At 69.2% G+C, this 25,344-nt stretch carries 21 protein-coding genes; 12 read left to right on the top strand and 9 right to left on the bottom strand.

Going from position 1 to position 25,344, the window contains the following annotated elements; translation table 11 throughout:
* Positions 1 to 18 precede the first annotated feature (18 nt).
* Together QUG98_RS08670 and QUG98_RS08665 are read left to right on the top strand one after the other, a co-directional pair.
* On the top strand, positions 19 to 1,905 hold the full coding sequence (locus tag QUG98_RS08670) for a hypothetical protein (protein WP_289470151.1): 1,887 nt from the start codon (positions 19 to 21) through the stop codon (positions 1,903 to 1,905).
* Positions 1,902 to 2,543 (top strand): ABC transporter ATP-binding protein, encoded by a 642-nt coding sequence (locus tag QUG98_RS08665; RefSeq protein WP_289470150.1) that lies wholly within the window; start codon positions 1,902 to 1,904, stop codon positions 2,541 to 2,543. Before QUG98_RS08670 ends, QUG98_RS08665 begins: the two co-directional genes overlap by 4 nt.
* A gap of 136 nt (positions 2,544 to 2,679) precedes the next feature.
* Here QUG98_RS08665 and QUG98_RS08660 read toward each other — a convergent pair whose 3' ends face one another.
* From QUG98_RS08660 to QUG98_RS08645, 4 genes are all read right to left on the bottom strand, one after another.
* The gene (locus tag QUG98_RS08660) at positions 2,680 to 3,159 is read right to left on the bottom strand and encodes a DUF4395 domain-containing protein (protein WP_289470149.1); all 480 of its coding nucleotides are present in this window, start codon (positions 3,157 to 3,159) and stop codon (positions 2,680 to 2,682) included.
* On the bottom strand, positions 3,156 to 3,593 hold the full coding sequence (locus QUG98_RS08655; RefSeq protein ID WP_289470147.1) for a thioredoxin family protein: 438 nt from the start codon (positions 3,591 to 3,593) through the stop codon (positions 3,156 to 3,158). The genes QUG98_RS08660 and QUG98_RS08655 overlap by 4 nt, the downstream gene beginning before the upstream one ends.
* A gap of 134 nt (positions 3,594 to 3,727) precedes the next feature.
* Positions 3,728 to 4,249 (bottom strand): hypothetical protein, encoded by a 522-nt coding sequence (locus tag QUG98_RS08650; protein ID WP_289470146.1) that lies wholly within the window; start codon positions 4,247 to 4,249, stop codon positions 3,728 to 3,730.
* A gap of 50 nt (positions 4,250 to 4,299) precedes the next feature.
* Entirely contained in the window at positions 4,300 to 5,052 is a 753-nt protein-coding gene (locus QUG98_RS08645; RefSeq protein ID WP_289470145.1) for a hypothetical protein, read from the bottom strand.
* Positions 5,053 to 5,279: 227 nt separating this feature from the next.
* On the opposite strand from QUG98_RS08645, the gene QUG98_RS08640 reads away from it, so the two are divergent.
* The gene (locus tag QUG98_RS08640) at positions 5,280 to 5,495 is read left to right on the top strand and encodes a DUF1653 domain-containing protein (protein WP_289470144.1); all 216 of its coding nucleotides are present in this window, start codon (positions 5,280 to 5,282) and stop codon (positions 5,493 to 5,495) included.
* Between the two features lie 117 nt (positions 5,496 to 5,612).
* Here QUG98_RS08640 and QUG98_RS08635 read toward each other — a convergent pair whose 3' ends face one another.
* Positions 5,613 to 6,386 carry an SDR family NAD(P)-dependent oxidoreductase gene (locus QUG98_RS08635; RefSeq protein ID WP_289470143.1) on the bottom strand — a complete coding sequence of 258 codons (774 nt, stop codon included), beginning with the start codon at positions 6,384 to 6,386 and terminating at the stop codon, positions 5,613 to 5,615.
* A gap of 122 nt (positions 6,387 to 6,508) precedes the next feature.
* Between QUG98_RS08635 and QUG98_RS08630 the strand changes: the two genes are divergently transcribed.
* Positions 6,509 to 7,483, top strand: a complete 975-nt coding sequence (locus tag QUG98_RS08630; RefSeq protein WP_289470142.1) for an AraC family transcriptional regulator — start codon at positions 6,509 to 6,511, stop codon at positions 7,481 to 7,483.
* Between the two features lie 115 nt (positions 7,484 to 7,598).
* On the opposite strand, the gene QUG98_RS08625 is transcribed toward QUG98_RS08630, so the two are convergent.
* Positions 7,599 to 7,742: a hypothetical protein gene (locus QUG98_RS08625; RefSeq protein WP_289470140.1), complete on the bottom strand. Its 144-nt coding sequence runs from the start codon at positions 7,740 to 7,742 to the stop codon at positions 7,599 to 7,601.
* A 790-nt stretch (positions 7,743 to 8,532) separates the two neighbouring features.
* Between QUG98_RS08625 and QUG98_RS08620 the strand changes: the two genes are divergently transcribed.
* The 3 genes from QUG98_RS08620 (at position 8,533) to QUG98_RS08610 (ending at position 13,522) form a co-directional block, all read left to right on the top strand.
* A complete protein-coding gene (locus tag QUG98_RS08620; protein ID WP_289470139.1) occupies positions 8,533 to 9,405 on the top strand; it encodes a DNA adenine methylase in 873 nt (290 codons plus the stop codon).
* On the top strand, positions 9,402 to 11,675 hold the full coding sequence (locus QUG98_RS08615; protein WP_289470138.1) for a DGQHR domain-containing protein: 2,274 nt from the start codon (positions 9,402 to 9,404) through the stop codon (positions 11,673 to 11,675). Before QUG98_RS08620 ends, QUG98_RS08615 begins: the two co-directional genes overlap by 4 nt.
* 644 nt (positions 11,676 to 12,319) lie before the next feature.
* Positions 12,320 to 13,522, top strand: coding sequence for a PD-(D/E)XK nuclease family protein (locus tag QUG98_RS08610; RefSeq protein WP_289470137.1), 1,203 nt, complete (start codon positions 12,320 to 12,322; stop codon positions 13,520 to 13,522).
* On the opposite strand, the gene QUG98_RS08605 is transcribed toward QUG98_RS08610, so the two are convergent.
* Positions 13,491 to 15,413, bottom strand: a complete 1,923-nt coding sequence (locus QUG98_RS08605) for a hypothetical protein (RefSeq protein WP_289470136.1) — start codon at positions 15,411 to 15,413, stop codon at positions 13,491 to 13,493. The two genes, QUG98_RS08610 and QUG98_RS08605, sit on opposite strands and share 32 nt — an antisense overlap.
* A 134-nt stretch (positions 15,414 to 15,547) precedes the next feature.
* Between QUG98_RS08605 and QUG98_RS08600 the strand changes: the two genes are divergently transcribed.
* A complete protein-coding gene (locus tag QUG98_RS08600) occupies positions 15,548 to 19,033 on the top strand; it encodes a TM0106 family RecB-like putative nuclease (protein ID WP_289470135.1) in 3,486 nt (1,161 codons plus the stop codon).
* 11 nt (positions 19,034 to 19,044) lie between these two features.
* Here the strand turns inward: QUG98_RS08600 and QUG98_RS08595 are convergent, their stop codons facing one another.
* Both QUG98_RS08595 and QUG98_RS08590 read right to left on the bottom strand, forming a co-directional pair.
* Entirely contained in the window at positions 19,045 to 19,899 is an 855-nt protein-coding gene (locus QUG98_RS08595) for a hypothetical protein (RefSeq protein WP_289470134.1), read from the bottom strand.
* 326 nt (positions 19,900 to 20,225) lie between these two features.
* Positions 20,226 to 20,675 carry an SseB family protein gene (locus QUG98_RS08590; RefSeq protein ID WP_289470133.1) on the bottom strand — a complete coding sequence of 150 codons (450 nt, stop codon included), beginning with the start codon at positions 20,673 to 20,675 and terminating at the stop codon, positions 20,226 to 20,228.
* Positions 20,676 to 20,805: 130 nt separating this feature from the next.
* On the opposite strand from QUG98_RS08590, the gene QUG98_RS08585 reads away from it, so the two are divergent.
* From QUG98_RS08585 to QUG98_RS08570, 4 genes are read left to right on the top strand one after another with little or no spacing between them, the layout of a single operon-like run.
* Positions 20,806 to 22,155, top strand: a complete 1,350-nt coding sequence (locus tag QUG98_RS08585) for an ABC transporter substrate-binding protein (RefSeq protein ID WP_289470132.1) — start codon at positions 20,806 to 20,808, stop codon at positions 22,153 to 22,155.
* Positions 22,152 to 23,111 (top strand): carbohydrate ABC transporter permease, encoded by a 960-nt coding sequence (locus QUG98_RS08580; RefSeq protein WP_254678364.1) that lies wholly within the window; start codon positions 22,152 to 22,154, stop codon positions 23,109 to 23,111. Before QUG98_RS08585 ends, QUG98_RS08580 begins: the two co-directional genes overlap by 4 nt.
* Complete coding sequence (locus tag QUG98_RS08575) at positions 23,111 to 24,019, top strand: carbohydrate ABC transporter permease (RefSeq protein WP_289470130.1); 909 nt, start codon at positions 23,111 to 23,113, stop codon at positions 24,017 to 24,019. The genes QUG98_RS08580 and QUG98_RS08575 overlap by 1 nt, the downstream gene beginning before the upstream one ends.
* Positions 24,016 to 25,104 carry a phosphotransferase family protein gene (locus QUG98_RS08570; protein WP_289470129.1) on the top strand — a complete coding sequence of 363 codons (1,089 nt, stop codon included), beginning with the start codon at positions 24,016 to 24,018 and terminating at the stop codon, positions 25,102 to 25,104. The genes QUG98_RS08575 and QUG98_RS08570 overlap by 4 nt, the downstream gene beginning before the upstream one ends.
* The last annotated feature ends 240 nt before the right edge of the window (positions 25,105 to 25,344 follow it).

The raw sequence follows: 25,344 nt of genomic DNA, 5'->3' as shown, positions 1-25,344 counted from the left end.
GCTGCCACCGTGCTCGCGGTGGCAGCCGTCCTCGCGCTCTCAGCGGCGCTCGCGGTGTCCGTCGTCCGCGAGGTCGAGGCACTCGGACTCCTCGTGGGGAGGGCGACGCTCGAGCTCACTGAGCTACCGGTCGGCGAGACCAAGGCTGAACACATCCGCGAGATCACCGCTGCGGCAGACCGCGCGGACGTCAGCGTCTTGCTCATGGCGCCGGACCGTGGCGGCCGACCCGGTGTGTGGACCGCCTACTCGTTCCGCGGAGTCGCTTCACAGCCGGGTACCGGGGCGACCATCAGGACTCGGCCGATCGGTGACGGCGGCACGCTCGACCTGTCGGGCCCGATGGCGGTCGACGGCGACAGGAGGTCGGTCCGACTCTTCACGGACGAGCTGCGGAGAGCCGGGTACACGAGCGTCGACACCACACCCGCTCCGATCGGGACGCTCGTCGTCGTCCTGACGCGGCCGACCGTTGCACCCGTCGCGGTGGCGGTCCTGCTCGGGCTCGCGATCGCGCTCGTCGCTGAATCGAGACGGCGGATCGGTCGGCAGGACCTCCGCTCACGAGCGGGCTGGTCTGCTGGGAGCGTGGTGTGCGCAGAGGCGCTGGATCTCGCTCTCGTGGCGGGACCGATGGTCGTCGCCGTCTGCGCGGGGCCTCTGGTGGCGCTCGCCGTGTGCGGGGCTGGCGCCCCGACGACCCGGTTCGCGGCGATCGTCATCGCGGTGTCCGTCCTCGCGGGGTTCCTGGTCGTCCTCCTGCTCCACGTCGTCTGCTCCTTGTTGAGCGTCGCGTCGGCGCCACGCGCTGCGGAGTCGCGCTGGCCGACGGTCCTGGTGTCGGCGGCGGGGATCGCGCTCGTCACGCTGACGGTCACCGACGCGACGCTCGTCGACGACGGGCACCGTGCGGCCGCCGGCGTGGAACGGTCACTCGTCGCCGAGGCTGCGCACGGGGACGACGTCGTCCTCGGTACCGCGTCGACGACCCTCGAACAGGACCAGGCGTTGGGACTCATCGCGACGGCAGCGCTCGAACGAGGGAACGCCAGCATGGCCTACTCGTCGTTCACCGACCGGTTCACACTCGTCGGGGACGCCAGCGCCGCCCTGCGCGGCCTCCTCCCGCGCACTCCTCCCCGGCACGGGCAACCGGTCCTGCTCGTCCCCGACGTGCTCGCCGCCGAGAGTGATGCCCTCCGCGCCGCAGCAGCGGCGGACATCGCAACCGGGTGGCAGGTGGAGGGGCGTCAGCCCCCGCGGCCGCTCGAGATCGGGATCCGACCGGTGCGTTCCACCGCGGCCGTCACCGAGTCCACGATCCTCTGGACGAACGGGATCGAACCGCTGCTACCGACGTGGCCGGACATCCCCGTGCTCGTCGTGCCCGATCCGACCGACCTCGCACCGAACCAGGTCGGGACAGGTGCCGCGAACGGGGAGGTGCGGTTCGCGGACCGTGCGGGGCTCGAACACCAGCTGCGGGCGGCGGGGCTCACGGACGTCGTCCTGCAGGTCGATCGCGTCGGGGCCCGAGTGGAACGGCAGCTCGGAGAGCTCAGGACCGAGCGCCACACGCTCCTGATGGCCGTGGGTGCTGCACTGGTGGCACTCCTGCTCGCGGCGACGTCACTCGTGGGCGAACACCGTGTCCGTACCGCTCGACCCGGGCGGGTGCAGTTCCTGGTCGGGAGACACCCGATGGTCCGGCACCGGTGGTTCCTCGTTGGCGCGAGCTGCACCGCCGCAGCGACCGCTGCCGGGACGGGAGTGTTGCTCGGTGTCCCGGCCGACGTGGTCCTCGCGGCAGGCACGGTCAGCGGAGTCGGGGCACTCGTGCTGCTCGGGGCCGTGCTCGTCGTGGTTTCGGACCCCGGTGCAGGAACCTGGAGGAAGACGTGGTGAGCGGAGCGCCGGTGCTCGAGGTCGACGGAGCGGGCTTCGACGTCGGGTCCCGGACGCTGTGGAACGACCTGTCGTTGTCCGTCCGCGCGGGCGACGCCGTCGCGGTCACCGGACCGTCGGGGCAGGGGAAGAGCACGCTGCTCCGCTGTCTCGGCGGGTTGCAGCCCCCGGCTCGAGGGAATGTCCGGTTGCTGGGCGAGGACGTGCACCGGAGTGCTCGTCGAACGCGGCGACTGATGCGGCGCGACCGTGTGGGGTTCGTCGTGCAGGACCACGCCGTCGTCCCACAGTGGACCATCGAGCAGAACCTGGGCGTCGTCCGGCCGAGCGGCGTCCCTCGGCGTGAACGCGACGAGCGGATCCATGACGCTGCGAACGCGGCGGGACTCGGGGGTCGGCTCCAGGTCCGGGCGGGTTTCCTCAGCGGTGGTGAGCAGCAGCGCGTCGCGGTGGCTCGGGTGCTCGTGCAGCGACCGGTGCTGGTGCTCGCGGACGAGCCCACGGCATCGCTCGACGAGATGAGTGCTGCGCTGGTGCGGGACGGACTCGAGCGGCTCCGGAGTGCGGGGAGCGCGATCGTGGTGGCGACGCACGACCCTGGGCTGCAGGAGTGGGCCGGCGCCGAGATCAGCCTCTGACGCGGGTGGAGTGTGGTCGGGGGAGGCGCGGAGTCGGGGCTCCGGGCCTGGTCAGCGAGAGTCCCCGACCGGCCGCACAGCATCGCCGGCGTGAGCCGGACGTGGCCCAGCTGCGTCGAGCCTCTGTCCGCGGTCGTCAGGCGGTGGTCCTCCGCGCGCGGAACACGCCCGCCCGGACGAGCCACACGTACATCAGGCACCCGATGCAGACGTCGAAGACGGCGTTGAGGAACGCGGCGACGAGCGCGATGGCGGCGCCGATCGGCGCCGCGTAGGGGACGCCGACCAGCGCCAGCACGAGGGCGAGTGCCGTGATGACCAGGCCGACCCGCTGCGCGAAGGTCGGGGGCTCCGGCGCCTCGAGTTCGGCGGGCGGACCGAGCCGCGGGCGGACGAAGCGGCGGAAGAGCACACCGTACGGGTGACGACGGATCCCGGCGATGCCACCGATGGCGAAGAGCACGACGATCACGGCGAGCAGGACGATGCCGACGGGCCACGTTGCGGGGACGAGGGTGAGGACGATCGTCGCCGCGAGGAGCACCGTCGTGATCGCGGCGCCGAAGCGGGGGGAGCGGGGGTCGATCCCGCGCGCGGTGTCGTTCGTGGTGGTCATCGTGTCTCCGGGGAGTCGGCGGTCAGGACGGAGTCGAGGGCAGCAGCGAGTTCCGCGGGGCGGCGCGGCCCACCGAAGCGCGTCCGGACGGTCCGCTGCGCGTCGAGGAGCAGGACCGTCGGTGTCTGCATGACGTCGAAGCGCTCGGCGAGCTCGGGGCGTTCGGCGAGGTCGAGTTCGATGCGACGGACACCCGTGTGCCGGTCAGCGAGGACGTCGAGTTGGCGCCTGGTGGCGGGACAGCGTGCGCAGGTGGGCGTGGAGAACTGCACCAGCGTCGCCGCGGTGCCGTAGTCCGCATCCGCAGCAAGGTCGTCGGCGGCGAGTGCGGCCGTGCTGCGGGCACGACCCGTCCGGCGTCGGAGCACCAGGCCGAGGACGGTCGCGAGGGCGAGCACCCCCACGAGGACGGCGATCGCTGCTCCGACGGTCATGCGGCGACGGTACGCCTGACCAGCGGCGCGCGCGACACCGTGACCCGATGTGACGGGTGCGGCTTCCGTGAGGGCCACGCACCTGTCTGCGGAGTGCTGCGCCTCGGACTGGGCAGGAGGAGCCGGTCCGTTGCCTACTCGGGGAGTCCGAGCCGCTCGCACTCCGCCCACTGCTCGGGCCGCCGCTCCGCCAACCACGCAGTGAACTCGTCGTACCCGCGGAAGTTCGTGAAGACCAGGAACTGTTTCTTCTTGCGGTCGTTCCAAGCGTTCAGGCCGACGAAGGTCGGACCACCGCCAGCCGACTGCGTGCTGTACCGGAGCACGTGGATGTCGTCGACCTCGCGACGACGGGCCTTCCCGAAGCCGGACTTCACGAGGTAGTGCCGGTCGAACACGGTCACACGTCCGGCTGCCAGCGCGCGACCGATCAACAGGAACACGGCGCCCATCAGGCCGATGAGCACGAACGCGGTGCTGTCCGCACCCGGGACGACCAACTGCTCGATGACAGTTGCGAGCAGCCCGAAGGCGGCCACGACCCCGCCGAGCACGATGAAGATCTGCTGCGGGAACCTCGGCCGCTGGACGACGAACAGCGGCTCGCCGTCCGCCTTCGCCTCGGTGCCACCCCACGTGTTGATGCTGTCGCTCATCGTTCCCCCTCCGCGGGCCACCGTACCGAACGGGTCCTCGGCTCGACCGCTCAGTCCTCGGGGATCGTCCGGACCCACTGCTCGAAGGCGACGGCGTCCTCGTCGCTGAAGACCGCGGACGGCCGAGCGTCCTGCTGGCCGGTGAAGAGGAACAGCGTGCCGTCCGCCAGCCCCGGTGTCGCATCGTCGAGCACTGACGACTTCGATGCAATGCCCTTGCGCGTGAGGAACGTCAGCTGTTCCCCGTTCGTGGACTCCGCGATGCCCTTCTCGCCGTCGAAGAACGCCGCGAGGTCCATCACGAGGAACACCGTTCGGCCGTCCTGCGTGGTCACGAGGACGGCGGGCTTCGCGTTCGGTCGTCCGAACGGGCGCTCCGTGACCGCCGCGGTGACGCCGGATCCCGACCAGGGGCGGACCTGGTCGAGGGGCAGCTTCGCGACCGAGGACGTCGAAGCGCGCTTCGCGGGGAAGACCGCCTCGGCGAGCAGCGCGCCGACGATGACGGCCAGGAACCAGGCGGGGGCGGAGAAGGTCTTCGTCGCGATCAGGAGGAAGAAGACGCCGAGGAACCCGACCCACACGAGGTTCGGCCACCACCCGGAGCCGCGCCGCATCCCGATCGGCCACACCACGGTGCCGTAGGCCAGGCCGACGAGCGTCGGCACCCAGAACGCCGACGGGCGGATCGTACCGGTGTGGAAGTGCAACCAGGCCGAGACCGCCGCTGCGACGAGCGCGATCACGGCGAGCACTATGCGCCCGCCGCGACGGTCCCGCTCCCGTGTGCTGAGCGTGGTCATGTCGTTCCCCCTCGTGCTGTCGAGCTGTCGCGCGTCGGCGCGCTGCGCCGCCGTCGTTCCCCCTGGTGCCTCCAGTCAAGCAGGACCCGCGGTGCTGGTCCGCCGGGTGGAACGCGACCGGGTGGCGGACGGGAGGCGCGGTGGCGGGCTGCTGCGTGCCTCCCGTCCGACGGGTGGTCACCTCTCGATGGCTGGTGGCGACGGGGAGGAGCCATACGATCGTGCGGGTGAGCAGCGACGTGACCCCTGGGCGGTACCGGCACTTCAAGGGCGGGGAGTACGAGGTGGTCCTCGTGGCGAAGGACGTCGAGACCGAGGAGCCGGTCGTCGTCTACCAGGCGCTGTACGGGGAGCGGGGGCACTGGGTGCGGTCGCTCGCGGACTTCACCGCGCACGTGTCGCGGGACGGGTACGAGGGGCCGCGGTTCGTCCGCCTCGACTGAGCGATGGCGGACGGGAGGCGCGGTGCCAGTTGGCACCGCGCCTCCCGTCCGTCGTGTGGTTCCGTACCGTCCGCGCGTCGGCGCCGGTCAGTCCCGTCCCGGTCAGTCCCGTCCGCGTCAGCTGAGCCGCGTGGAGGCGATGCCGCCGTCGACGTCGATGGTGCCGCCGGTGACGAACGCGGCCTGGTCGGAGACGACCCAGCGGACCGTGCGGGCGATGTCGACCGGCTGCACCGGGGTGCCCGCGGGGGTGCCCTTCGTCATCGCGGTGAGGACGTCGGCGGAGTCGGCGTTGCCCGGGGTGGCCGTCGCTCCCGGCGCGACGGTGACGACGCGGATGCCGCGGTGCCCGTACTCGGCGGCCCAGGCGCGGGTGAGCTGCTCGACGGCGGCCTTCGTGGCGGGGTAGAGCGCCATGAAGGGGACGCCGACGCGGGCCATCCACGAGCCGATGTTGACGATGTGGCCGCTGCCGCGCTCGGCCATGCCGGGGGCGAGGGTGGCGACGAGGACGTGGGGCGCGCGGATGTTCGTGGCGAGCAGGGCGTCGACGGTGTCGTCGTCGAGGGATTCGGTCGGGCCTCCCGGGTAGACGCCGGCGTTGTTCACGAGGACGTCGACGTGGCCGCCGAGCTGAGTGCGGGCCTCGATGGCGAGTGCGCGGACGACGTCGGGGCCCTGCGACAGGTCGGCGGTGAGGGCGACGGCGCGGCCGCCCTGGCGTTCGATGTCCTCGGCGACGGCGCGGGTGCGCTGCTCGTCGCGGCCGTGCACGGCGACGGTGCAGCCGGCGGCGGCGAGCTCGCGTGCGATGGCCTCGCCGATGCCGCTCGAGGCGCCGGTGACGAGGGCGGTTCGGGGTTCGGTCTGGGCGGTGGGTGTGGTGGTCATGGGTCGATGGTCCGGCGCTCCCGGTCGCTGCGGCTTGCCCGGATCCGCGAGGAGCTTGCCGGATCCCGCAGCGGGATGGCCGAGCGCTGTCGGGGTTGCTGGCGCATGGGTAGCGTGGCGGTGTGGACGAGCGGATCGCGCAGCACCTCGACCGTGCGGCGGCGACAGCGTCCGCGCATGCAGCGGTCCTCGGGCGGGACCGGCAGGACGCCGTCGCTCGTGTCGGATCGGCGCACCACGCGGAGACGCTCGGGCTGACCGTGTCGAGGGTGCACGAGTCGACCGGGTTGTTCGACCGGCGGTACGAGCCGTCGATGTCGGTCGTGCTGCGCGGGAGGAAGCGCTCGATCGTCGGGGACGACGACCAGGTGTGGGGGCGGGAGCGGTTCATCATCACGCCGGTGGACCTGCCGGTCGTCGCCGGGGTCGTGGACGCAGCGGGGGAGGACGGCTTCGTCGCCGTGGTGTGGCGGCTCGACCCGGCGGTGGTCGGGGAGGTCGTGGCGTCGATGACGGTGCCGGCTGGTGTAGCGGTTGCTCCTGGTTCTCGGCCGTCCGGTGCGGTGTCGTCGTTACCTCGGCTGGGCAGCTGGACGGCGCCGCTCGCGGACGCGTTCGCCCGGCTGGTCGGGTTGCTCGACGCGCCGGAGGACATCCCCGTGCTCTTCCCGCTCGTGTCGCGGGAAATCGTGCTGCGGTTGCTGCAAACGGAACAGGCACCTCGAATCAAGGCGGCGCTCGACGGGACCGGGCCTTCGGTGGTCGCCGGAGCCACGGCGCTGCTCACCGACCGGATGGCCGAGGGGTGGTCGATGGAACGGCTCGCACGGGAACTGCGGGTGAGCGAGTCCACGTTGTTCGCCCGTTTCAAGGAGGCGACGGGGATGACGCCGGCGCAGTACCTCAAGCGGACGCGGCTGGGGGAGGCCCGGCGGCGGATGGTCGTACACGGGGACACTGCGGCGCAGGCTGCGGCTGCGGTGGGGTTCCGGAGTGCGTCGCACTTTTCGCGGGACTACCGGGAGGCGTACGGGAGGCCGCCGGCGGCGGATGCGGTGGCGGTGCGGGGGCAGTTGGCGGTGGCGACGGCGCTGTAGTCAAGCGGGGACGGCAGGACGCACCGGAGGCGCGGGGCAGCGCTGCGGGCCGTCTTCGATCCGGCAGGTGGTGCGGCAAGCAAGGTCGCCGGGCGACCATGCGCGTGCCGGCAGGTCAGCCGTGTTCGCCGCCGGGGAGTGGGGCGCCGTCGAGGAAGGCCTCGTAGTCAGCGCGGGCATCGTTGTCGACGGCGGGGGCGCCGTGGCCGTACCGAGCGTCAGTGCGGTTGCGCTTCGGACTGGAGAGCCAGAACCACATGTCGGTGTCGTCGCTGCGTACGTTTGCGTCTGTCCCTCGCTCACGGCGAGGCTGCGGTCGTGAGAGTAGGCGGTGTTCCACATCTTCGTGAAGCGCACCCGCTGAGCCAGGCAGGCCGGCGTCGGTGGCACGGACCAATCATGTCCGGCCCTGCAAGAAGATCCGACCGTGCGGAACAGGCGAGGGATCCGTAGTCCAGCGTCCCCACTCAAAGAGCTCTAGGATGCGCGCAAAACGATCTGCATTAAGCCACGCGTGTCGAGAACGACGGTGCGCTTGCTCTCGAGAGAGGCAAAGTAGGCGGCATAGTCGAGGTGCTCGAAGCTAGCGCGCTTCTGTTGAAGCAGGAGTCTTGGCCTTGGGTGCTGAGTCCAGCTACCCGCCACAACGCGGTCCGAGAGCGTCGAACGCCTTGGAGGTGATGCCTTGAGGGCCAAGGCTGCCCAATGGGTGCCCATGTCGGCGAGCTGAGCGTGAAGAGTCGATTAAAGGTAACTGCCGCATCAAACTGTTGCCCTGCTTCTCACGCACCTGCGCTTGACGTTTTGGTGAGATTCATGGGTGGAACGCGTCCAGTGACCGATGCGAGTCAGCGGGAGCGCGTGAGGTCGTGGGCGCCCCCACTCTACGCCACCACGGAGACGGACAGCCGCCCCATTTCGTCGCTTCGGCGTGAAGGCAACGTGCTGATGCACGTGCCGTCCGCGAGGCCGGCGCGGTGTGCCGTCGCCTCTCGTCGCCATGCGATACTAGCGCGGATGAGCAGTGGGACGAGAGATCGAGAAGCGCAATGACGATGGTGGGGGACGAGTCGACTGTAACGGAACCCTCGATCGTCGATGGCGTCAAGCCCGTGTTGCGATGGGCCGGCGGTAAACGCTGGCTGGTACCGCGTCTCGAACCGTTGCTTGCTCAGGCAGACTTTGCTCGATATTTCGAGCCGTTCGTCGGCGGGGGCGCTGTTTTTTTCGGCGCAATTGCTGGAGTGCCAAGTCTACTGAGTGACGCTAATGAGGACCTCATTCGGACCTACCAAAGTATCAAAGACGATCCCGATGAGGTCTTCGCCCACTATTCGGTGCTCGAGAACGAAGCTACTAGGTATTACGAAGTGCGCAGTCGCGAGCCCTTCGATGCCGCAGAATCTGCGGCGCGGTTCCTGTATCTCAATCATCACTCCTACAACGGCATCTATCGAGTGAATCTAAGCGGGAAGTATAATGTCCCGTTCGGATCGCGAGCAGCGCCGAACATGCCAACGCTTGCTCACCTTCGAGAAGCATCCGCTCGGCTCGCATCAGCACAACTCACTGCTGGCGGATATCAAAGTCAAGTCGCCGCCGCCGGTGCGGGGGATTTGCTTTTCGTCGATCCGCCCTACGTTACAGCCGAAAGCTCGCAGGGCTTCACTAAGTACACTAAAGACAAGTTCGATTTCGAGAACCAGCGTGAGCTCGCAGAGCTGACTCTCGGAGCGGCGCGACGGGGTGCACAAATTATTTTGACGAACGCCGCGCATCCGTCGATATCGGCTCTGTTCCGCCCCTTGGGGTACATGTACCGTCTATCGCGCCGTAATTCTATCGGAGGTCGGAAGGCAACTCGGGGTAGTGCGGACGAGTACCTCTTTACAAACATCCGGGTCAAAGGAGGCATCTCGTGATCAAGGGACTGTTCACGGAGGGGGCTGCGCTAAAAATCGAGGCAACAAAACGTCTGTCGCTCGATGTGAAAGAATCTTTTCGGCCTTCCCTGGTCGAAGAGCTGCAAAGCGAAGGCTGGTTCGTCGACCGGCAGATGATAAAAAGCGTGCGAATGCGACGGCCTAAAGCGCATGACGTCGCTTTCGAGGATCGTGTTTGGGCCATGTTCGCTCGTCTGGGCTTCGAGCAGCTGAACAAGGGTCGCGATTTCCGCCTCGTGTGGGGAGAATCGGACAATGAATCTCGGCAGGTCGACGTCTTTGCGATGGATGCTGAAACTATCGTGGTGGTCGAATGCAAATCGAGCGGCGCGGCACAAGCACCTGCAGAGACCTTCAAAGACGTTGCAGAAATTATTCGCGGCAGTAGAGAGTCGCTTATGCGCAAACTGGCATCAGCCTTTCCTGGACGCAAAGTCAAGTTTGTGCTTGCCACCAATAACTTCTCCGTGTCGGCGGAGTCGATCGATCGCATAGAAGCAATGCAGATCGCCTATCTTGACGAGCTGGCCGTCGATTACTACCTCGAGCTCGCCAACCACATCGGTGTGGCAGCCAAGTATCAGCTTCTCGGGCACTTATTTCGAGGTATGAAGATACCAGGACTCGAGGGGAAGGTTCCGGCGATCCGTGGACGGATGGGTTCCAAGACCTATTACTCATTTATGATCGAGCCAGAACGCTTGCTCAAGTTGTCCTACATCCTGCATCGCAGTGTTGGCGGCGGTCGGTCGACGGACGCCTATCAGCGCGTTATAAAGAAAGCCCGTCTGAAAGCGGTTCAGAAGTTCGTTGACGGAGGAGGTTTCTTCCCCAACTCGATCGTGCTCAATATCGATGCCGACGTGTCGCGCCTCAGGTTCGACGATGCTGGTGTGCGCGAGGGCGAATCTCGCCTCGGTGTACTGCATCTGCCCCAGACTTACGCCTCCGCTTATGTTATTGATGGTCAGCACCGCCTTTACGGTTTTGCTGGCTCGAAACGGGCTGACAGCGAATTGGTGCCAGTGGTCGCTTTTGTCGACATGTCGCCAAGCGATCAGGTGCAGCTGTTTATGCAAATCAACGAAAACCAGCAGGCGGTCCCCAAGAATCTCCGCAATACTCTCAACAGTGACCTCTTATGGTACTCCCATAATAAGCGCGAGCAGGCAAAGGCGCTTACTTTGCGTGTTGGGCAATGGCTCGGTGAAGAGAAAACGTCCGTCCTCAAAGGGAGAGTGGTGCTTGGGGAAGATAAGGTTACCAACCTTCGTTGTATCTCTCTCGACGCGGTCAGGCGGGGGCTCGATAAGGGCGGGTTTATCGGCGAGTTCACAGCGTCAGAGATGCGTCGGGCGGGGACTTTCTACAGAGGTAGCGTCGAGCCGACGTTACGGCCGCTCTCGACCTTCCTCGAGCTTGCGTTTGAGCGACTCGCATCAGGCCTGCCCGTCCAATGGGACCTTGGAAAGGCCGACGGGGGTTTTGTCTTCATCAACAATGGTGTAGAGGCTTTGATTCGGATACTGGGTGAAATCATCCAGCAGTACGAGCGAGAGAATCGATTCAACGCGAAGCGGATTTCGCCGAAGGAAGTCTTCTTGCATCTCGAAGATAAAATCGACGCAATCATCTCAGGGCTCTCAGGGCTCTCCGCGGAGGAGGGTGCTGAATTGAAGAAGACATACGGCGGCAGTGCTGGAAACGTGTTTTGGCGGAAGTTGCAGGAATTTGTCAAAGCTGCCGATCCAGAGTTCGAAGCAGAGGGGCTGGAGGAATGGCAGCGAGCGCAAGCTAAGCAGTTCAACACCGAATCGTTTGCGATGATCCGGGATATTGAAACATTCTTGCATGACGACGTTCGGCTCAGACTTGAGAAGCAATACGGGGCGAGTTGGTGGAAGGTGGCAGTGCCACCGGAGGTGGTGCAGGACGCGCATGCCCTGAAGATCAAGAAGGAGCTATCGGGCGAGAATACTGAGCCCGTCGACTGGTGGGACTGCTTGCATCTCAGCGCTTACCATAGGATTCTTGCTTATAAGCAAAAAATTTGGGACGAATGCTTCAGTGCGGATTACACCGCTCCGAGTGCAAAGCGCAGCGGAGGCAGTTGGAAGGACAAGTCGTCCTGGATGAATGAGCTAATCCGAATTCGTAACACGAATTCCCATGAATATTCGGTCACTGAGGATGAGCACAAGTTCTTGGTAGCTTTGCATTCGTGGCTTGGTCTAGCTGATTCTGATTGAGAGCTCGACCGACCCAGAACGTTGCCGTCGGCGTCTAGCTGGGAGCGTGCGGCGTTGAGGCGGCCTCTGCGTGAGGCCTATTCGTGACTGATAAGAACAGCTCAATAGGCAGTGGGTCACCTGCTAGGTGGAAGCCGACGACGTGGCAGACCGGGCTTTGCCCCCGCTCTCGACTCGTAGCAGGTATTACGTGATTGGGTTCAGCGTGGGAGTGGAACACTCTTAGCTCGGGTCGCTGCGCTGTCCGCCTCCCTATCGTGTTGGTTGCGGGTGCCTCCCACCCAACCGGTTTCCCGGACCTCGCCGCTCCCGTCCGCGGCTCTGAACACCGGTACCAACGCTCACTGGAACGGGTCCGGCGGAACCGTCTCGTGCGCGACGATCTCGGCGACGTGGACGGATAGAATCCGAACCCCGCTGATGCCGCGCGCGGGAACAGCGACTTGATCCCCGTCGCAGCGGACGCAGGCGACGGACGCGTCCTCTGGCGCGTCGCGATCCGCCACGCGTTACTGCGGATGAGCTTGACACGCTACGCGGGCAAGTGTCCAGTGACGGCTACGAGGGACCGCGGTTTGTGCGGACCGAGCCCGTCAGCGGCCGCTCGTAGGCTCGTAGACGCACCAGACAAAGCGGGGGAGCCCATGCAGATCACCACCGACAGCCAGGTCCTGCTCAGTCCGAGTGACCTGAGCACGTGGGCGACCTGCGAGTGGGCGTTCCTCCGCAGGCTCGATGCCAAGCTCTGCCGCGGTGGCCCCTTGCCTGACGAGCACGACGACATGCTCGAGCGCACCGCCCGCCTGGGGGACCAGCACGAGCTCGATTACCTCGAGATCCTGAAGCAGACCCGCGACGTCGTCGAGTTCGACCGTCCCGCACCGCAGGACTACGCCCGAGCGGCCGCCGAAGCACGAGCAGCCTTCGCAACGGGCGCCGACGTCCTCTACCAACCCACCTTCCACGAGCCGCCTACCCCCGAGCACCCGGGATTCATCGGCTTCGCGGACTTCATCATCCGCAACCACCGCGGCGCGTACGAGGTCTACGACACCAAGCTCGCCCGACACGCCAAGATCAGCGCCCTGCTCCAGCTCGCCGCCTACGCCGAGCAGATGCAGGCGCACGGCATCCCGACCGGTGAGCAGGTCCACCTCGTCCTCGGCGACCGGACGACCACCACGCACGACCTCGCCGACATCGCCCCGGTCTACCGGACGCAGCGCGCCGAGCTCGAGCGGGTCATCGCCGAGCGCATCGCAGCGGACGAGGAGCTCCGTTGGGGTGACCCCCGCTACTCCAGTTGCGGCCGCTGCGCCATCTGCCAGACGCAGGTGCAGCAGCACCGCGACCTGGTCCTCGTCGCCGGGATGCGCCTCGACCAGCGCACGAAGCTGATCCGGCAGGGGGTGCGGACGATCGACGACCTGGCGGACCGCACCGCGGCCGTGCCCGGCATGCCGCGGTCGACGCAAGACAGGCTCGTGCGTCAGGCGCGCCTCCAGACCGAAACCGAAGCCGATCAGCAAGCGGGCCGAGCGAACAAGGCCAAGCCGCGCTTCGAACTCCACGACCCTCGCGCCCTCGACGCGATCCCGGAGCCGGACCCGGGCGACGTGTTCTTCGACTTCGAGGGCGACCCCCTGCACACCGAGGACGGCGTGCACTGGGGCCTGGACTACCTGTTCGGCCTGGTCGACGACCGCGCCGACTTCACCGCCTTCTGGGCACACACCATCCGCGACGAGCGGCAGGCGCTGACCGACTTCCTCGCGTTCCCGAACGCCGACGATCATCGCAAGCCGGCCGCTGCCCTCAGCGCGCGCCGATCTCCGTCTGCACCGTGAACGCCACGTCCGGGCACGTCGCCCGGACAGCGGCCGGGACGTTCGTCGCCCGGGTCAGGAGCACCGCGTCCGATCCGAGGCCCTCGAGGGTCCGGCAGACCTGCTCCGGTTCGTGGGCGGGTGTCCCCGCGTACTCCCGGACGATGTCGTCCGGGCCGTCCGCCACCGCGTCGGTCGTCCAGAGGTTGAGGAGGTCGTCGAACGCCGTCGAACCGTACAGCCACGCGATCGTCGGGCGACCGCTGTCGGCGACGCGGAGGACGTCTCGCGCTTCCTCTTCCGCCCCTGGTGCGATGCCGTTCGCGACCTTGAGCGCCGGCCACCGGTCCTCCGGGGTGGGGCCGTCGTCGACGGGCAGGACGACGAGCGTGACGGCGGCGACGGTGACAGCGGTGACGAGCACCCTGAGGGCGACCCACCGTGTGGCGTCGAGGGCGCCGGCGAGCACGAGCGGCACGGCGGTCACCACCAGGATCCACATGAGCTTCTCCGGGTAGTACGTCCAGAGCGACTGCCCCGCGGCCGCGGCCAGTCCGACGAACGCCGCGACGGATGCCCCACCGGCGAGCACCAGGACGACCGCGCGCCAGTCGGTACCGCCGTCGGGCACGGTGCCGTCGCTGCTCGGCTTGTGGAGCCACCGGCGCGTCACCGCGAGCAGGAGGGCGAGGCCGCCCACCACGAGACCGATCGTGGGCGACATCTCCGGGAAGCCCCCGCCCTGGGTGAGGTTGCCCCCGTCGGAGCGGAGGTCGGGCAGGACGACCAGCACGACGTACCCCAGACCTGCCACGAGCGTCAGCACGAGGGCGGTCAGCTGCACGGGTGCTCCACGGACGACCGCGAGGGCACCTGCTGCGCGGGACTCACCGCCGGTCCGCTGGCGCACGGCGTCGAGGACGGCCCGGACGAGCGCGACGACACCGAGCGCGGCGGGAACGACGGCGAGCGGCGCCCAGCTCGCGAGGAGCAGGACCGCTCCGACGACGAGCACCGCGATGCGCATCATGACCGTCGTCCGAGCGCCGCGCGCCACGAGGAGCACCGACCCGAGCAGGGCGACCGAGAGCGGCACGTTCGCGAAGCCGTAGGTCATCGACAGACCGAGGACGAACCACGAGTACACGAACCCACCCGCGACGAGTGCTCCCAGCAGTGCGACGACCGGCTGTCGCACGGACGAGGCGACGAGCGCAGCGGCCACGGCGGCGGCGAGGACCGTGCCACCGAGCCAGACGGCCTGGTACGACCAGAACAGGTCCTGTACGGAGGCATCGGGACGGACACCGAGTGCGACGAGCCCCTGGAGCAGGTACGCGGGGTTCGGGTGTCGGCCGGGATCGACACCCCCGTCCTCGAGGATGAACCGGGCGAACATCACGTTGTTCGCCGAGTCACGTCGGGTCGCCCAGGCGACCGCGGCCACCTTCGGCGCAGCGGCCACGACCGCGATGGACACGAGTCCGAAGAGGACCGGCACCGCGACGGAGACGGCGCGCACGACGGTGCTCGGCGCGGTCCGGGGCCGCCGACCGGCGACGACGTCGACCCACCCCACGAGCGTGACGGCCCACCAGAAGACGACGGCGAGGAGGCCCGGGTCGACACCGCAGACCGGTCCGAGTCGGAGCGCCAGCAGCGCCGGGGCGAGACCGACGAGCACGGCGGTGCCACCGGCCGCCGACCAACCGATGCGGCGTGCGGTGGCGAGCAGGACCGCCGCCGCGGCCGCGAGCGCCGAGGGCCAGGGCGAACCGGTGGACAGGGTCGTCGCGACGAGGGCCGTGGCCACGACGGCGACCACCGTCGCACCGACCGGGCCGGTGCGACGGACGGTTCGTCCTCGGTGGAGCGCAGCAGCGCGCGTGGTGACGGCGCGGGTGTCGGTCATCGGGTCGGGTCCTGTGATCTGATCCGTCGCCCTCCGGGTGGAACGACCGTTCGATGATAGTGGTTCCGCGGAGGACGCTGCTGTCGGACCCCGCCCCTAGGCTCGTCAGGGCACCAGACGACACGGGGGAGCGCATGCAGATCACCACTGACGGGCAGGTCCTGCTCAGTCCGAGTGACCTGAGCACGTGGGCGTCCTGCGAGTGGGCGTTCCTCCGCCGCCTCGACGCCAAGCTCGGTCGCGGGGGCTCCTTGCCTGACGAGCACGACGACATGCTCGAGCGCACCGCTCGTCTGGGGGACCAGCACGAGCTCGACTACCTCGAGATACTGAAGCAGACCCGCGACGTCGTCGAGTTCGAGCGACCCGCTCCGCGCGACTACAAGACAGCAGCGCAACAAGCCTTAGACGCCTTCCATGAAGGCGCCGACGTCCTCTACCAACCCACCTTCCACCAGCCGCCTACCCCCGACCGCCCGGGATTCATCGGCTTCGCCGACTTCATCATCCGCAACGCCGAGGGCGCCTACGAGGTCTACGACACCAAGCTCGCCCGACACGCCAAGATCAGCGCCCTCCTCCAGCTCGCCGCCTACGCCGAGCAGATGCAGGCGCACGGCATCCCGACCGGTGAGCAGGTCCACCTCGTCCTCGGTGACCGCACGACCACCACGCACGACCTCGCCGACATCGCCCCGGTCTACCGGACGCAGCGTGCCGAACTCGAGCGGGTCATCGCCGAGCGCATCGCAGCGGACGAGGAGCTCCGTTGGGGCGACCCCCGGTACTCGAGCTGCGGCCGCTGCGCCATCTGTCAGACGCAGGTGCAGCAGCACCGCGACCTGGTCCTCGTCGCCGGGATGCGCCTCGACCAGCGCACGAAGCTGATCCGGCAGGGCGTGCGGACGATCGACGACCTGGCGGACCGCACCGCGGCCGTGCCCGGCCTGCCGCGGTCGACGCAAGACAGGCTGGTACGGCAGGCGCGCCTCCAGACCGAGACCGAAGCCGAGCAGCAAGCAGGCCACACCAACAAGACCAAGCCGCGCTTCGAACTCCACGACCCCCGCGCCCTCGACGCGATCCCGGAGCCCGACGCGGGCGACGTGTTCTTCGACTTCGAGGGCGACCCCCTGCACACCGAGGACGGCGTGCACTGGGGCCTGGACTACCTGTTCGGCCTGGTCGACGACCGCGCCGACTTCACCGCCTTCTGGGCGCACACCATCCGCGACGAGCGGCAGGCGCTGCTCGACTTCCTCGCGTTCGTTCGAACACGACGAGAAACGCACCCGGGCATGCACATCTACCACTACGCGGCGTACGAGCGGACGCACCTGCTGTCCCTCGCGGCCCGCCACGGCGTGGGGGAGGACGACGTCGACGACCTCCTCCGCGCCGGCGTCCTCGTCGACCTGTACCCGATCGTCCGCAAGGCCCTGGTGGTCGGCAGCCACAGCTACTCGATCAAGAAGCTCGAGCCGCTGTACATGGGTGAGGACCTCCGCCTGAGCGACGTCACGAACGCCGCCGACAGCATCACCGCCTACGTCGAGGCGATCGAGGAACTCCGGAACGGCGATCCCGCCACCGGTCAGCGCATGCTCGACCAGGTCGCCGACTACAACGCCTACGACTGCCGCTCCACGCTGCGGCTCCGCGACTGGCTGCTGTCGCTCCGGCCCCCGCGCACGGAGCCGACGACCGAGGACACGGAACTCCTGCCGCCGATCCCCGTCGAGCGCGAGCCGAACCCGGTGTACACGGCGCTCGCCGCGCAGATCGCGGACGTCGACCTCCTCGACCGCGACGCCGACCAGACCGCCCTGGCCCTCGCCGCCGCCGCGATCGACTACCACCGCCGCGAGGCCAAGACCTTCTGGCAGGACCACTTCGACCGCCTCCGCAACCCCGTCGACGACTGGGCCGACACCCGCGACGTCCTCGTCGTCGAGCGTGCGTCCGTCGAGCGGGACTGGGACACGCTGCCGCGTGCCCGCTCGCAGTCGCGCGAGATCCGCCTGTCCGGGACGCTCGCGCCCGGTTCGCGGATCCGGCCGGGAGGCACGCCCCACCTCGTCTACGACGACCCACTCCCGCCGTCGGTCAGCGCTCCGGCGCCCGGTTCGAAGGGCGCGTCGGCTCGCGCCGTCGTGCTGGAAGCGGCCGACAACGGCGACGCGTTCGAGGTCCTGGTGAAGGAGAGCCTGCCGGTCGGCGGCGGCGAGCCGCACCACGACTTCCCGGTCGCGCTTTCGCCGGCCTCCCCGCCGCGGGCGAAGCCGCAGCCGGAGGCGATCGCCGAGTGGGGGCAGGAGGTCCTCGACGCCCTCCCGTCGATGCTGCCCGATCCGGCGCTCGACCTGCTCCGCCGGGTCCCGCCCCGTGGTGCGCTCGCGCCCGTCGCCGGCGATGACACCGTCTCCGCGGTCGTGACCACGCTGCTCGGGCTCGACCGGTCGTACCTGGCGATCCAAGGCCCTCCCGGCACGGGGAAGACCTACGTCGGGTCGAACGTCGTCGCCCGGCTCGTCCGCGAGCACGGATGGCGCGTCGGGGTCGTCGGCCAGTCCCACGCGACGAGCGAGAACTTCCTGTCGTCGGTCGTCCGCGCCGGGGTACCCGCCGACCGCGTGGTCAAGGTGCCGAAGTCCGGTGCGACCGAGGACGAGCTCGAGGCCGCCGAGTGGACCCCGGTCAAGAACAACGCCGCCGTCTCGGCCTTCCTGTCGTCGTGCGCCGAGACCGGCACCGGGGGAGTCGTCGGCGGGACGGCGTGGACGTTCGCGAACGAGGGCACGATCCCGCGGCGCTCCCTCGACCTCCTCGTGGTCGACGAGGCCGGGCAGTTCTCGCTCGCGCCGACCATCGCGTCCTCGATCGCCGCGCAGCGCCTGCTGCTGCTCGGCGACCCGCAGCAGTTGCCGCAGGTCTCGCAGGGCTCGCACCCGGAGCCGGTCGACCAGTCGGCACTCGGGTGGCTGGCGGACGGCGAGCACGTGCTCCCGCCCGAGTTCGGTTACTTCCTCGCGCACACCCGGCGGATGGAGCCCGCGCTCACCGCATCGGTCTCTGGCCTGTCGTACGACGGCCAGCTGACGTCGATCGTCAGCGGGCGGCACCTGGACGACCTCGACCCGGGCGTCCACCCCGTGCCGGTCGTGCACAGCGGGAACACGACGTCGTCCGAGGAGGAGGCCGCGCGCGTCGTCGAACTCGCGCGGAGCCTGATCGGCCGCCGGTGGGTCGACGGCGAGGTCTCGCGGACGCTCACGGACGAGGACGTCATCGTCGTCGCGCCGTACAACGCGCAAGGCGCCCTGATCCGCGAGGCCCTCGACCGCGCCGGACTCCGCGGCACCCAGGTCGGCACGGTCGACATGTTCCAGGGCCGCGAGGCCGTGGTGTCGATCACGTCGCTCGCGGCCTCGAGCGCGGCGGACATCCCGCGCGGCCTCGACTTCCTGCTCATGCCGAACCGGCTCAACGTCGCGCTGTCCCGGGCGCAGTGGGCGGCGTACCTCGTCTACTCGCCGGCGCTCACGACGGGGCTGCCGCCGACGATCAGCGGACTGTCGCTGCTCTCGCGGTTCATCGAGCTGGTCGAGCAGCCCCGCTGACAAGCTCCTGGTCAGCCGACCTGCACGGTTCCGACGGCGGAGCTGTAGGTCACGACCGAGCCGTGCTGCGCACCCACGAGCGTGACCGACCACGCGGTGCGGTTCGCTGCCACCGAGTAGAGCACCCGGGTGCCCTCGGGCAGCGAGGCCAGCCCGGTCCCGTCGATGAGCGTGAGCCTGCTCGGCTGTTCGGCGACGACGAGCTCCGTCGGGTAGACGCCCGAGGGGAAGTGCTGGCGCATGACGAACGACAGCGTGCCAGCGCTCTGCGTCAGCGCGTTCCGCTCGCCCTCGAGGGTCGACGTCCCTGATGACTGCCCGCCGGAAGACTCGGGAACGGCCGCCGGGTCGGCTGCGGGAGGCAGCGCGGCGGTGCCGGTGTCGGACTCAGCGACCGCTGGAAGGTCCTGGCTGTCCCCGGCTACGGCTCGGTCGGTCGAGTCGAGGTCGACACCGGCGACAGAGGGTCCGAGGTTCGTCGTCGACGGCAGTGACGGGAGGGAGAGCGCGGGCAGCTGCACTCCGACGCTGACCAGCCCGAACGCCAGCAGTGCGTAGAGCATGAGCGCGGACCCGACCGAACCGAGGATGATCCCCACGCGGCCGAACGCCCTCGACAGGACCGAGCCCCAGCGAGCGCGCCGGACCGCTTGGACACCGCAGGCGATCGCGGTCACGCCGATCGTGCTGACGATGAAGCCCGACGGCACACCCTGGTGTTGCGGTTCCACGAGCGCGAGCACGACGCTTCCCAGGCCGAGCAGCATCGACAGGGTCGCGAAGGCCCACGGGCGGGCGCGGCGCGGTACGCAGTCCGTTGCCGAGGAAGCAGTGAGGAGCGGCGACGGCGCGTACAGCGGCGGCATCCCTCGACGTGTCCGCGTCGGTGGGGTCGACGGCTCACTCGGTGACCAATCTCGTGGTCCGGGTCCACCCAACTGCACGTGCGCCCCCTCGGTTCGGCAACCATCCCATGGTGCCGATCGAGCGGATACTGAAGAATCCCCAGAACTGGGTCAGTCCGGTGGTCAGGCGCGGACAGCGACGCCACTACGATCGCGATCCGGCGCGTGACGATTCCGGTACGCGATCGCCGGCTGTCCTGAACCAGGATCGTCAATCGCGAATCGGAGTCGCCACGTCGGGGACGGCCGCCCTCGCCAGGGTGGCGAGGCCCAGGACGACCGATGGACTAACCCCGAGCGGGCTCCGAGCCCTCGGCGTCGTCGGCGTCGTCGTCGCCGGGGACCTCGCCGCGCATCTGCGCCCGGATCCCGGCGAGCACGTCGGCGTGCAGGAAGTTCGCGTCCTCGGCACTGGTCGGGTCGACGACGATGCCGAACTCCTCGGGCACGGCGGTGACGAGCTCGGCCATCCGGACCGGGCGGGCCTCGGTGCCGGGGACACCCTCGGTGAGCTGAGCGGGGTCGGTGAACACCGGGACGAACGGCAGGTCGCGGATCATCACGTGCGCGATGCTCCCGCCTTCGGGGTCGCCCGCCGGCTTCCACGGCACCCAGGCGGCGCTGCCGAGGAACCGCTGCGCCGATGATGCCATGCGGCGCCGCAGGGCTCCGGCGGGCGACTCGGTCTTGCCGGCACCGGGGCCGAACGCCGACCCGCTCGTGTCGCTGCTGCTCATGGGGTTCCCTCCGCGGTGGTGTGCCCGGCCATGCTCCCACGTCACGGGAGCGGAATGCGCACTGCGGCCACCGGTGTCGGCGCTCGCGTCTAGAGTCCGAGCAAGTCCGCACCTCCAGGTCAGGAGCACCGTGCCACCACTGCAGTTGACCCGACGGTCGCTCCTCGCGGGCGCCCTCGGGCTCGGCGCGGCCACCGCCCTGAGCGGGTGCGTCGCGAACAACGGTCCGCAGCCGAGTACTGCGGCGCCCGGGTCGAAGGCCGACATCGGCGAGGTCGAGGGGACGCTGCGCTTCGCGTTCTGGGGCGGCAGCGACGGTGAGAACAGCGGGTTCGCGCGCGCCAAGGTCGGGTTCGAGAAACGGCACCCGAAGGCGACGATCGAGCTGCAGACCCTGCCGTACGACGGGTTCTTCTCGGGCATCGACCGGGGCATCCTCTCGCGCACGGCTCCCGACGTCTTCCGGGTCGACTACACGAGCATCGGGAAGTACACCTCGCACGGGGTGCTGCTCGACATGACGCCGTACCTCAGCGCGACCGAGGCGAAGGGGTTCCTGCCGGCGCTGTACGACGCCGTGCGGTTCGAGGGACGGACGTACGGTGTGCCGCACCAGACCGACACCTCGGCGATCGCGTTCAGCCGGGAGGCCCTCGACGAGGCGGGCATCGGCGCCGTGCCCGACCGGCTGGAGGACGCGTGGACGTGGGAGGAGTTCTCCGACGTCAGCACGAAGCTCCGAAAGACCCTGCCCGATGACAAGTACCCGTTCGCCTACGACTGGACGGCCGCCGGCGCCTACCGCTGGGCGAGCTTCTTGTACCAGGCGGGCGGATCGCTGCTCACTGAGGACCTGCGGCACTCCGCGGTCGACGGGGATCCGGCGCGCGAGGCCATGGCGTTCACGCAGCGGTTCTTCGACGAGAAGTGGGTGCCGGCGAACAACACCATCAAGACGACGGTCTACTCGGACAACTTCTTCCTCAACCAGACCGTGGCGATGACGTTCATCGGCGACTTCCTCGTACCCGAGCTCGCTGACGGAGCGAACGGGTACCAGGGCGGCGAGTGGGCGACGACCTACATGCCGCGGGACCGGGCGGCGGCGTCCGACCTCGGCGGCAACGCGATCGTCGCGACGCGGGACACCGAGAACCCCGAACTCGCAGCCGCGTTCCTCAAGTTCCTCGTGGAGGAGGACCAGATGCGCGACTTCTGTCAGCTCGCCAACGAGCTCCCGACGCTGCAGACCCTGGCGGACCAGACGCTCGACTACGCGGTCCGCCCGGACGTGATGGGGGTCTTCACGCAGCAGGCCACGACGATCACCGAGACGGCTGTGCGCGAGACCGTCGTGCCGGGCTTCGCGTCGATCAACACCGCGCTGCAGGACCAGCTCGAGCTCGCGTTCCACGGCCGGGGCACCGAGCAGGCGGTCCGCGCGATCGACGCCGCGGTCGACCGGGCGGTGTCCGCGTGACGGGCGCGACCGAGCGCATCGGCGGCGCCACGGCGGGCGGAGCCGTGCGGCGCGGACCGCGGCGGTCGGCCGGGGTCTTCCGTGCCTCCAGTACGGCGGCCGCATCTGCGTTCCTGCTGCCGAACGTCGTGCTGATCGTCGTCTTCACGCTGCTGCCGCTCGTGTACGCGCTGGTGATCAGCTTCCAGGACCTCGACTCGCTGGGCGGGACGAGCTGGGCCGGTCTCGGCAACTACGTGCAGCTCGTCACCGACCCGGTGTTCTGGCAGTCGGTGTGGAACACCGGCGTCTTCACGCTGTTCACGGTGCCGGTCGGCATGGCGATCGGCCTGGGGATCGCGGTGCTGCTGAACGGCGTGCTGCCCGGTCGGACGGTGTTCCGGACGATCATCTTCCTGCCGCTCGTCGTTTCCGGTGTGGCCACGGGCGTGCTCGGCGCGTGGATGTTCGACCAGAACAACGGGTTCATCGACAAGTTCCTCGCGACGCTCGGGCTACCGCAGGTGGACTGGCAGTCGAGCGGCGGGTGGGCGATGACGGCGGTCATCCTCATGACCCTCTGGCAGCGCATCGGCTTCGACATGCTCATCTACCTGGCGGGTCTGCAGGGCGTCGATCCCGCGGTGCAGGAGGCCGCGTCGACCGACGGTGCGACCGGATGGCAGCGCTTCCGGCTCATCACGTTCCCGCTGCTCGGGCCGTCGACGTTCTTCCTGCTCGTGATGAACCTCATCTACTCGTTCCAGGTGTTCGACACCGTGTGGGCGATGACCCGCGGCGGGCCCGGGTACGGCACGACGACGGTGGTGTCCTACGCCTACCGGGTGGCCTTCGACGAGCACGGGCCGCAGCTGCTCGGCTACGGAGCGGCGGTCGGCATCGTGATCTACCTCGTGACGCTCCTCATCACGGGACTGCAGTGGCGCTTCAACGCTGGACGGGACCAGACGGACTGATGACCTCATCGACGTGGGACACCGGCGCTGCGGCGTCCGGTCGGTCCGCCCGAGCCACGAGCACCACCGCCACCCGATCGCCCCGGAAGCGCGGCAAGCTGCTCTGGCTCCGCCTGACCGTCGCGATCATCGTCACCGTGGTGATGGCGTTCCCGCTGTACTGGATGGTGCTGACGGCGTTCTCGACGCGCGCCGACCTGTACGCCCCCGGGCTGCAGCTCTGGCCGCAGCACCCGACGCTGCAGAACTTCGTCCGGCCGTTCCAGGAGTTCCCGGTCTGGCGGTGGTTCGCGAACTCGCTGCTCGTGGCGGTCGTCGTCACCGTCATCACGGTGTTCTGCAACCTGCTCGCCGGGTACGCGTTCGCCAAGTTGCGGTTCCGCGGGCGCAACGCCCTGTTCCTCGTGCTGCTGTCGACGCTGATGATCCCGCCGCAGGCGATCATCGTGCCGCAGTTCTTCATCTCGATCGGGCTGCACCTGTACGGCGGGCTGTGGGCGGTGATCCTGCCCGAGGCGGCGGCGATCTTCGGGGTGTTCCTGGCGCGGCAGTTCTTCCTCGCGGTGCCGGACGAGCTCATCGAGGCGGCACAGCTCGACGGCGCCGGACGCTTCCGCACGTTCGTGTCGGTGGTGCTGCCGCAGTGCCGGCCGCTCCTCGCCGTGCTCGTGCTGCTGACGTTCATGGGGGAGTGGAACGCGTTCGGGTGGCCGCTCGTGGCGCTGTCCGGCAACCAGGACCTGTTCACGGTGCCGATCGGGATCGTCGGGACGCTGCAGGGACAGTACACGTCGGACTACGGTGCGATCATGGCCGTCAACCTGCTCATGATCCTGCCGATCGTCGCGCTCTTCCTCGCCTTCCAGCGCTACTTCGTCGAGGGTCTGTCGCGGAGCGGCCTGCGGTGACGCCGGGGAGCCGTCCGACGTCGGACGACGTCCGGCGCTGGGTGTCCGAGGACTTCGGCGTGCACGCCGTCGTCGTCGACGAGGTCACCGGCGGCACCGACACCTCCGCGGCCGTCTGGCGGGTCATCGACGGCGAGGGCACCGCGTGGGCGGCGAAGTGGACCACCCGTCCGAGCCGCACCGGCACGAGGCTCGTCTCCTCGATGGCGGCCGCCGGCCTCGAGGGCACGCCCGGCACCCGCACGACCGCCGACGGACGGCGCCGCAGCCGCCGGGCCGGCGGCAAGCTCGCGCTCACCCGGTGGTCGGACGGCGAGGACGCGGCCACCGTCGGACTCGGCCTGGAGGCATGGCGTGCGTACGGCGCGCTCCTCGCGGACGTGCACGCCCACGCCTTCCCCGTGCCGCCCCGCCGGCAGGGAGCGCGCCGGGGCATCCGCCGCCGCAGGCGCCGGTACCGCGCCGAGATCCGCGCGCTCGACGCGGCGGCCGATCTCGCCGGACGCTCGGCGGTCGCAGACGCCGACGCAGACGCCGACGCAGGCGCGGCCGCGGGCGCGGCCCAGGCGACGGCCGCGGCGGCGGCGCGCTCGGCCGACCCGGTGCTCGACCTGTGGCGGGACGCCCGCGACCGGGTCGACCTGCTGCTGCGCGGGACGAGGCTCGAGCCCGGCGCGGCGGGAGACCCCGTGCCGTGCCACGGCGACCCGCACCTCGGCAACGTGCTCGTCGAGTCGGACGGCTCGCTGCGGCTGGTCGACTGGGACGAGGCCGTCGTCGGACCGCGCGAGATCGACCTGCACCTGGTCGAGTTCAGCGTGCTGTTCACGCCCGCGACGCCCGAGCAGCTCGCGGCCTTCCGCGCCGGGTACGGCCCGGTCGAGCTCGACGAGCGCCGGCTCGTGCGGTACGCCTGCATCCGGGCGCTCGAGGACCTGACCTCGACGATGACGGCTGCCCTCACGAGCACCGGTGCCGACCGGGACGAGGCACTCCGGGTCGTCACGGGCATCCTCGCACCGGCGGGCTCGGCCTCGCTCGTCGAGCCACGGCTGCGGCAGGCCCTCGACCTGCAGGGCATCTGACGATCCCGGTGCTCGATCGTCGGGGTCGGTGGACCGAGATCGTCACGGCTCCAGGGAGATCCGGGCGCTCCTGCGTGGGGCGGCGCCGGCCGGACACCTGCGGAACCGACGGACCGCGACGGAGGTGGGGCGTGCCTCGGGCCGGCCATCCGCGCATCGGGCAGAGCGCGACGGGGGTGGGGCGTGCCTCCAGACCGACGACGGCGCCCGCCCCACCGGGTGGGCCGGGCGCCGGACAGA

It is taken from the genome of Curtobacterium subtropicum (genome assembly GCF_030362975.1).
Taxonomy (GTDB): Bacteria; Actinomycetota; Actinomycetes; order Actinomycetales; family Microbacteriaceae; genus Curtobacterium; species Curtobacterium subtropicum.
Note: the sequence above shows the minus strand (reverse complement) of the source record. Positions and strands in the feature narration are given on the sequence as shown.

Excerpts from the sequence above, each read along its gene's own strand:
- QUG98_RS08660 (WP_289470149.1), bottom strand. The coding sequence starts at position 3,159 with ATGACCACCACGAACGACACCGCGCGCGGGATCGACCCCCGCTCCCCC.
- QUG98_RS08655 (WP_289470147.1), bottom strand. The coding sequence starts at position 3,593 with ATGACCGTCGGAGCAGCGATCGCCGTCCTCGTGGGGGTGCTCGCCCTC.
- QUG98_RS08650 (WP_289470146.1), bottom strand. The coding sequence starts at position 4,249 with ATGAGCGACAGCATCAACACGTGGGGTGGCACCGAGGCGAAGGCGGAC.
- QUG98_RS08645 (WP_289470145.1), bottom strand. The coding sequence starts at position 5,052 with ATGACCACGCTCAGCACACGGGAGCGGGACCGTCGCGGCGGGCGCATA.
- QUG98_RS08635 (WP_289470143.1), bottom strand. The coding sequence starts at position 6,386 with ATGACCACCACACCCACCGCCCAGACCGAACCCCGAACCGCCCTCGTC.
- QUG98_RS08625 (WP_289470140.1), bottom strand. The coding sequence starts at position 7,742 with ATGTGGTTCTGGCTCTCCAGTCCGAAGCGCAACCGCACTGACGCTCGG.
- QUG98_RS08620 (WP_289470139.1), top strand. The coding sequence starts at position 8,533 with ATGACGATGGTGGGGGACGAGTCGACTGTAACGGAACCCTCGATCGTC.
- QUG98_RS08610 (WP_289470137.1), top strand. The coding sequence starts at position 12,320 with ATGCAGATCACCACCGACAGCCAGGTCCTGCTCAGTCCGAGTGACCTG.
- QUG98_RS08605 (WP_289470136.1), bottom strand. The coding sequence starts at position 15,413 with ATGACCGACACCCGCGCCGTCACCACGCGCGCTGCTGCGCTCCACCGA.
- QUG98_RS08600 (WP_289470135.1), top strand. The coding sequence starts at position 15,548 with ATGCAGATCACCACTGACGGGCAGGTCCTGCTCAGTCCGAGTGACCTG.
- QUG98_RS08595 (WP_289470134.1), bottom strand. The coding sequence starts at position 19,899 with ATGCCGCCGCTGTACGCGCCGTCGCCGCTCCTCACTGCTTCCTCGGCA.
- QUG98_RS08590 (WP_289470133.1), bottom strand. The coding sequence starts at position 20,675 with ATGAGCAGCAGCGACACGAGCGGGTCGGCGTTCGGCCCCGGTGCCGGC.
- QUG98_RS08575 (WP_289470130.1), top strand. The coding sequence starts at position 23,111 with ATGACCTCATCGACGTGGGACACCGGCGCTGCGGCGTCCGGTCGGTCC.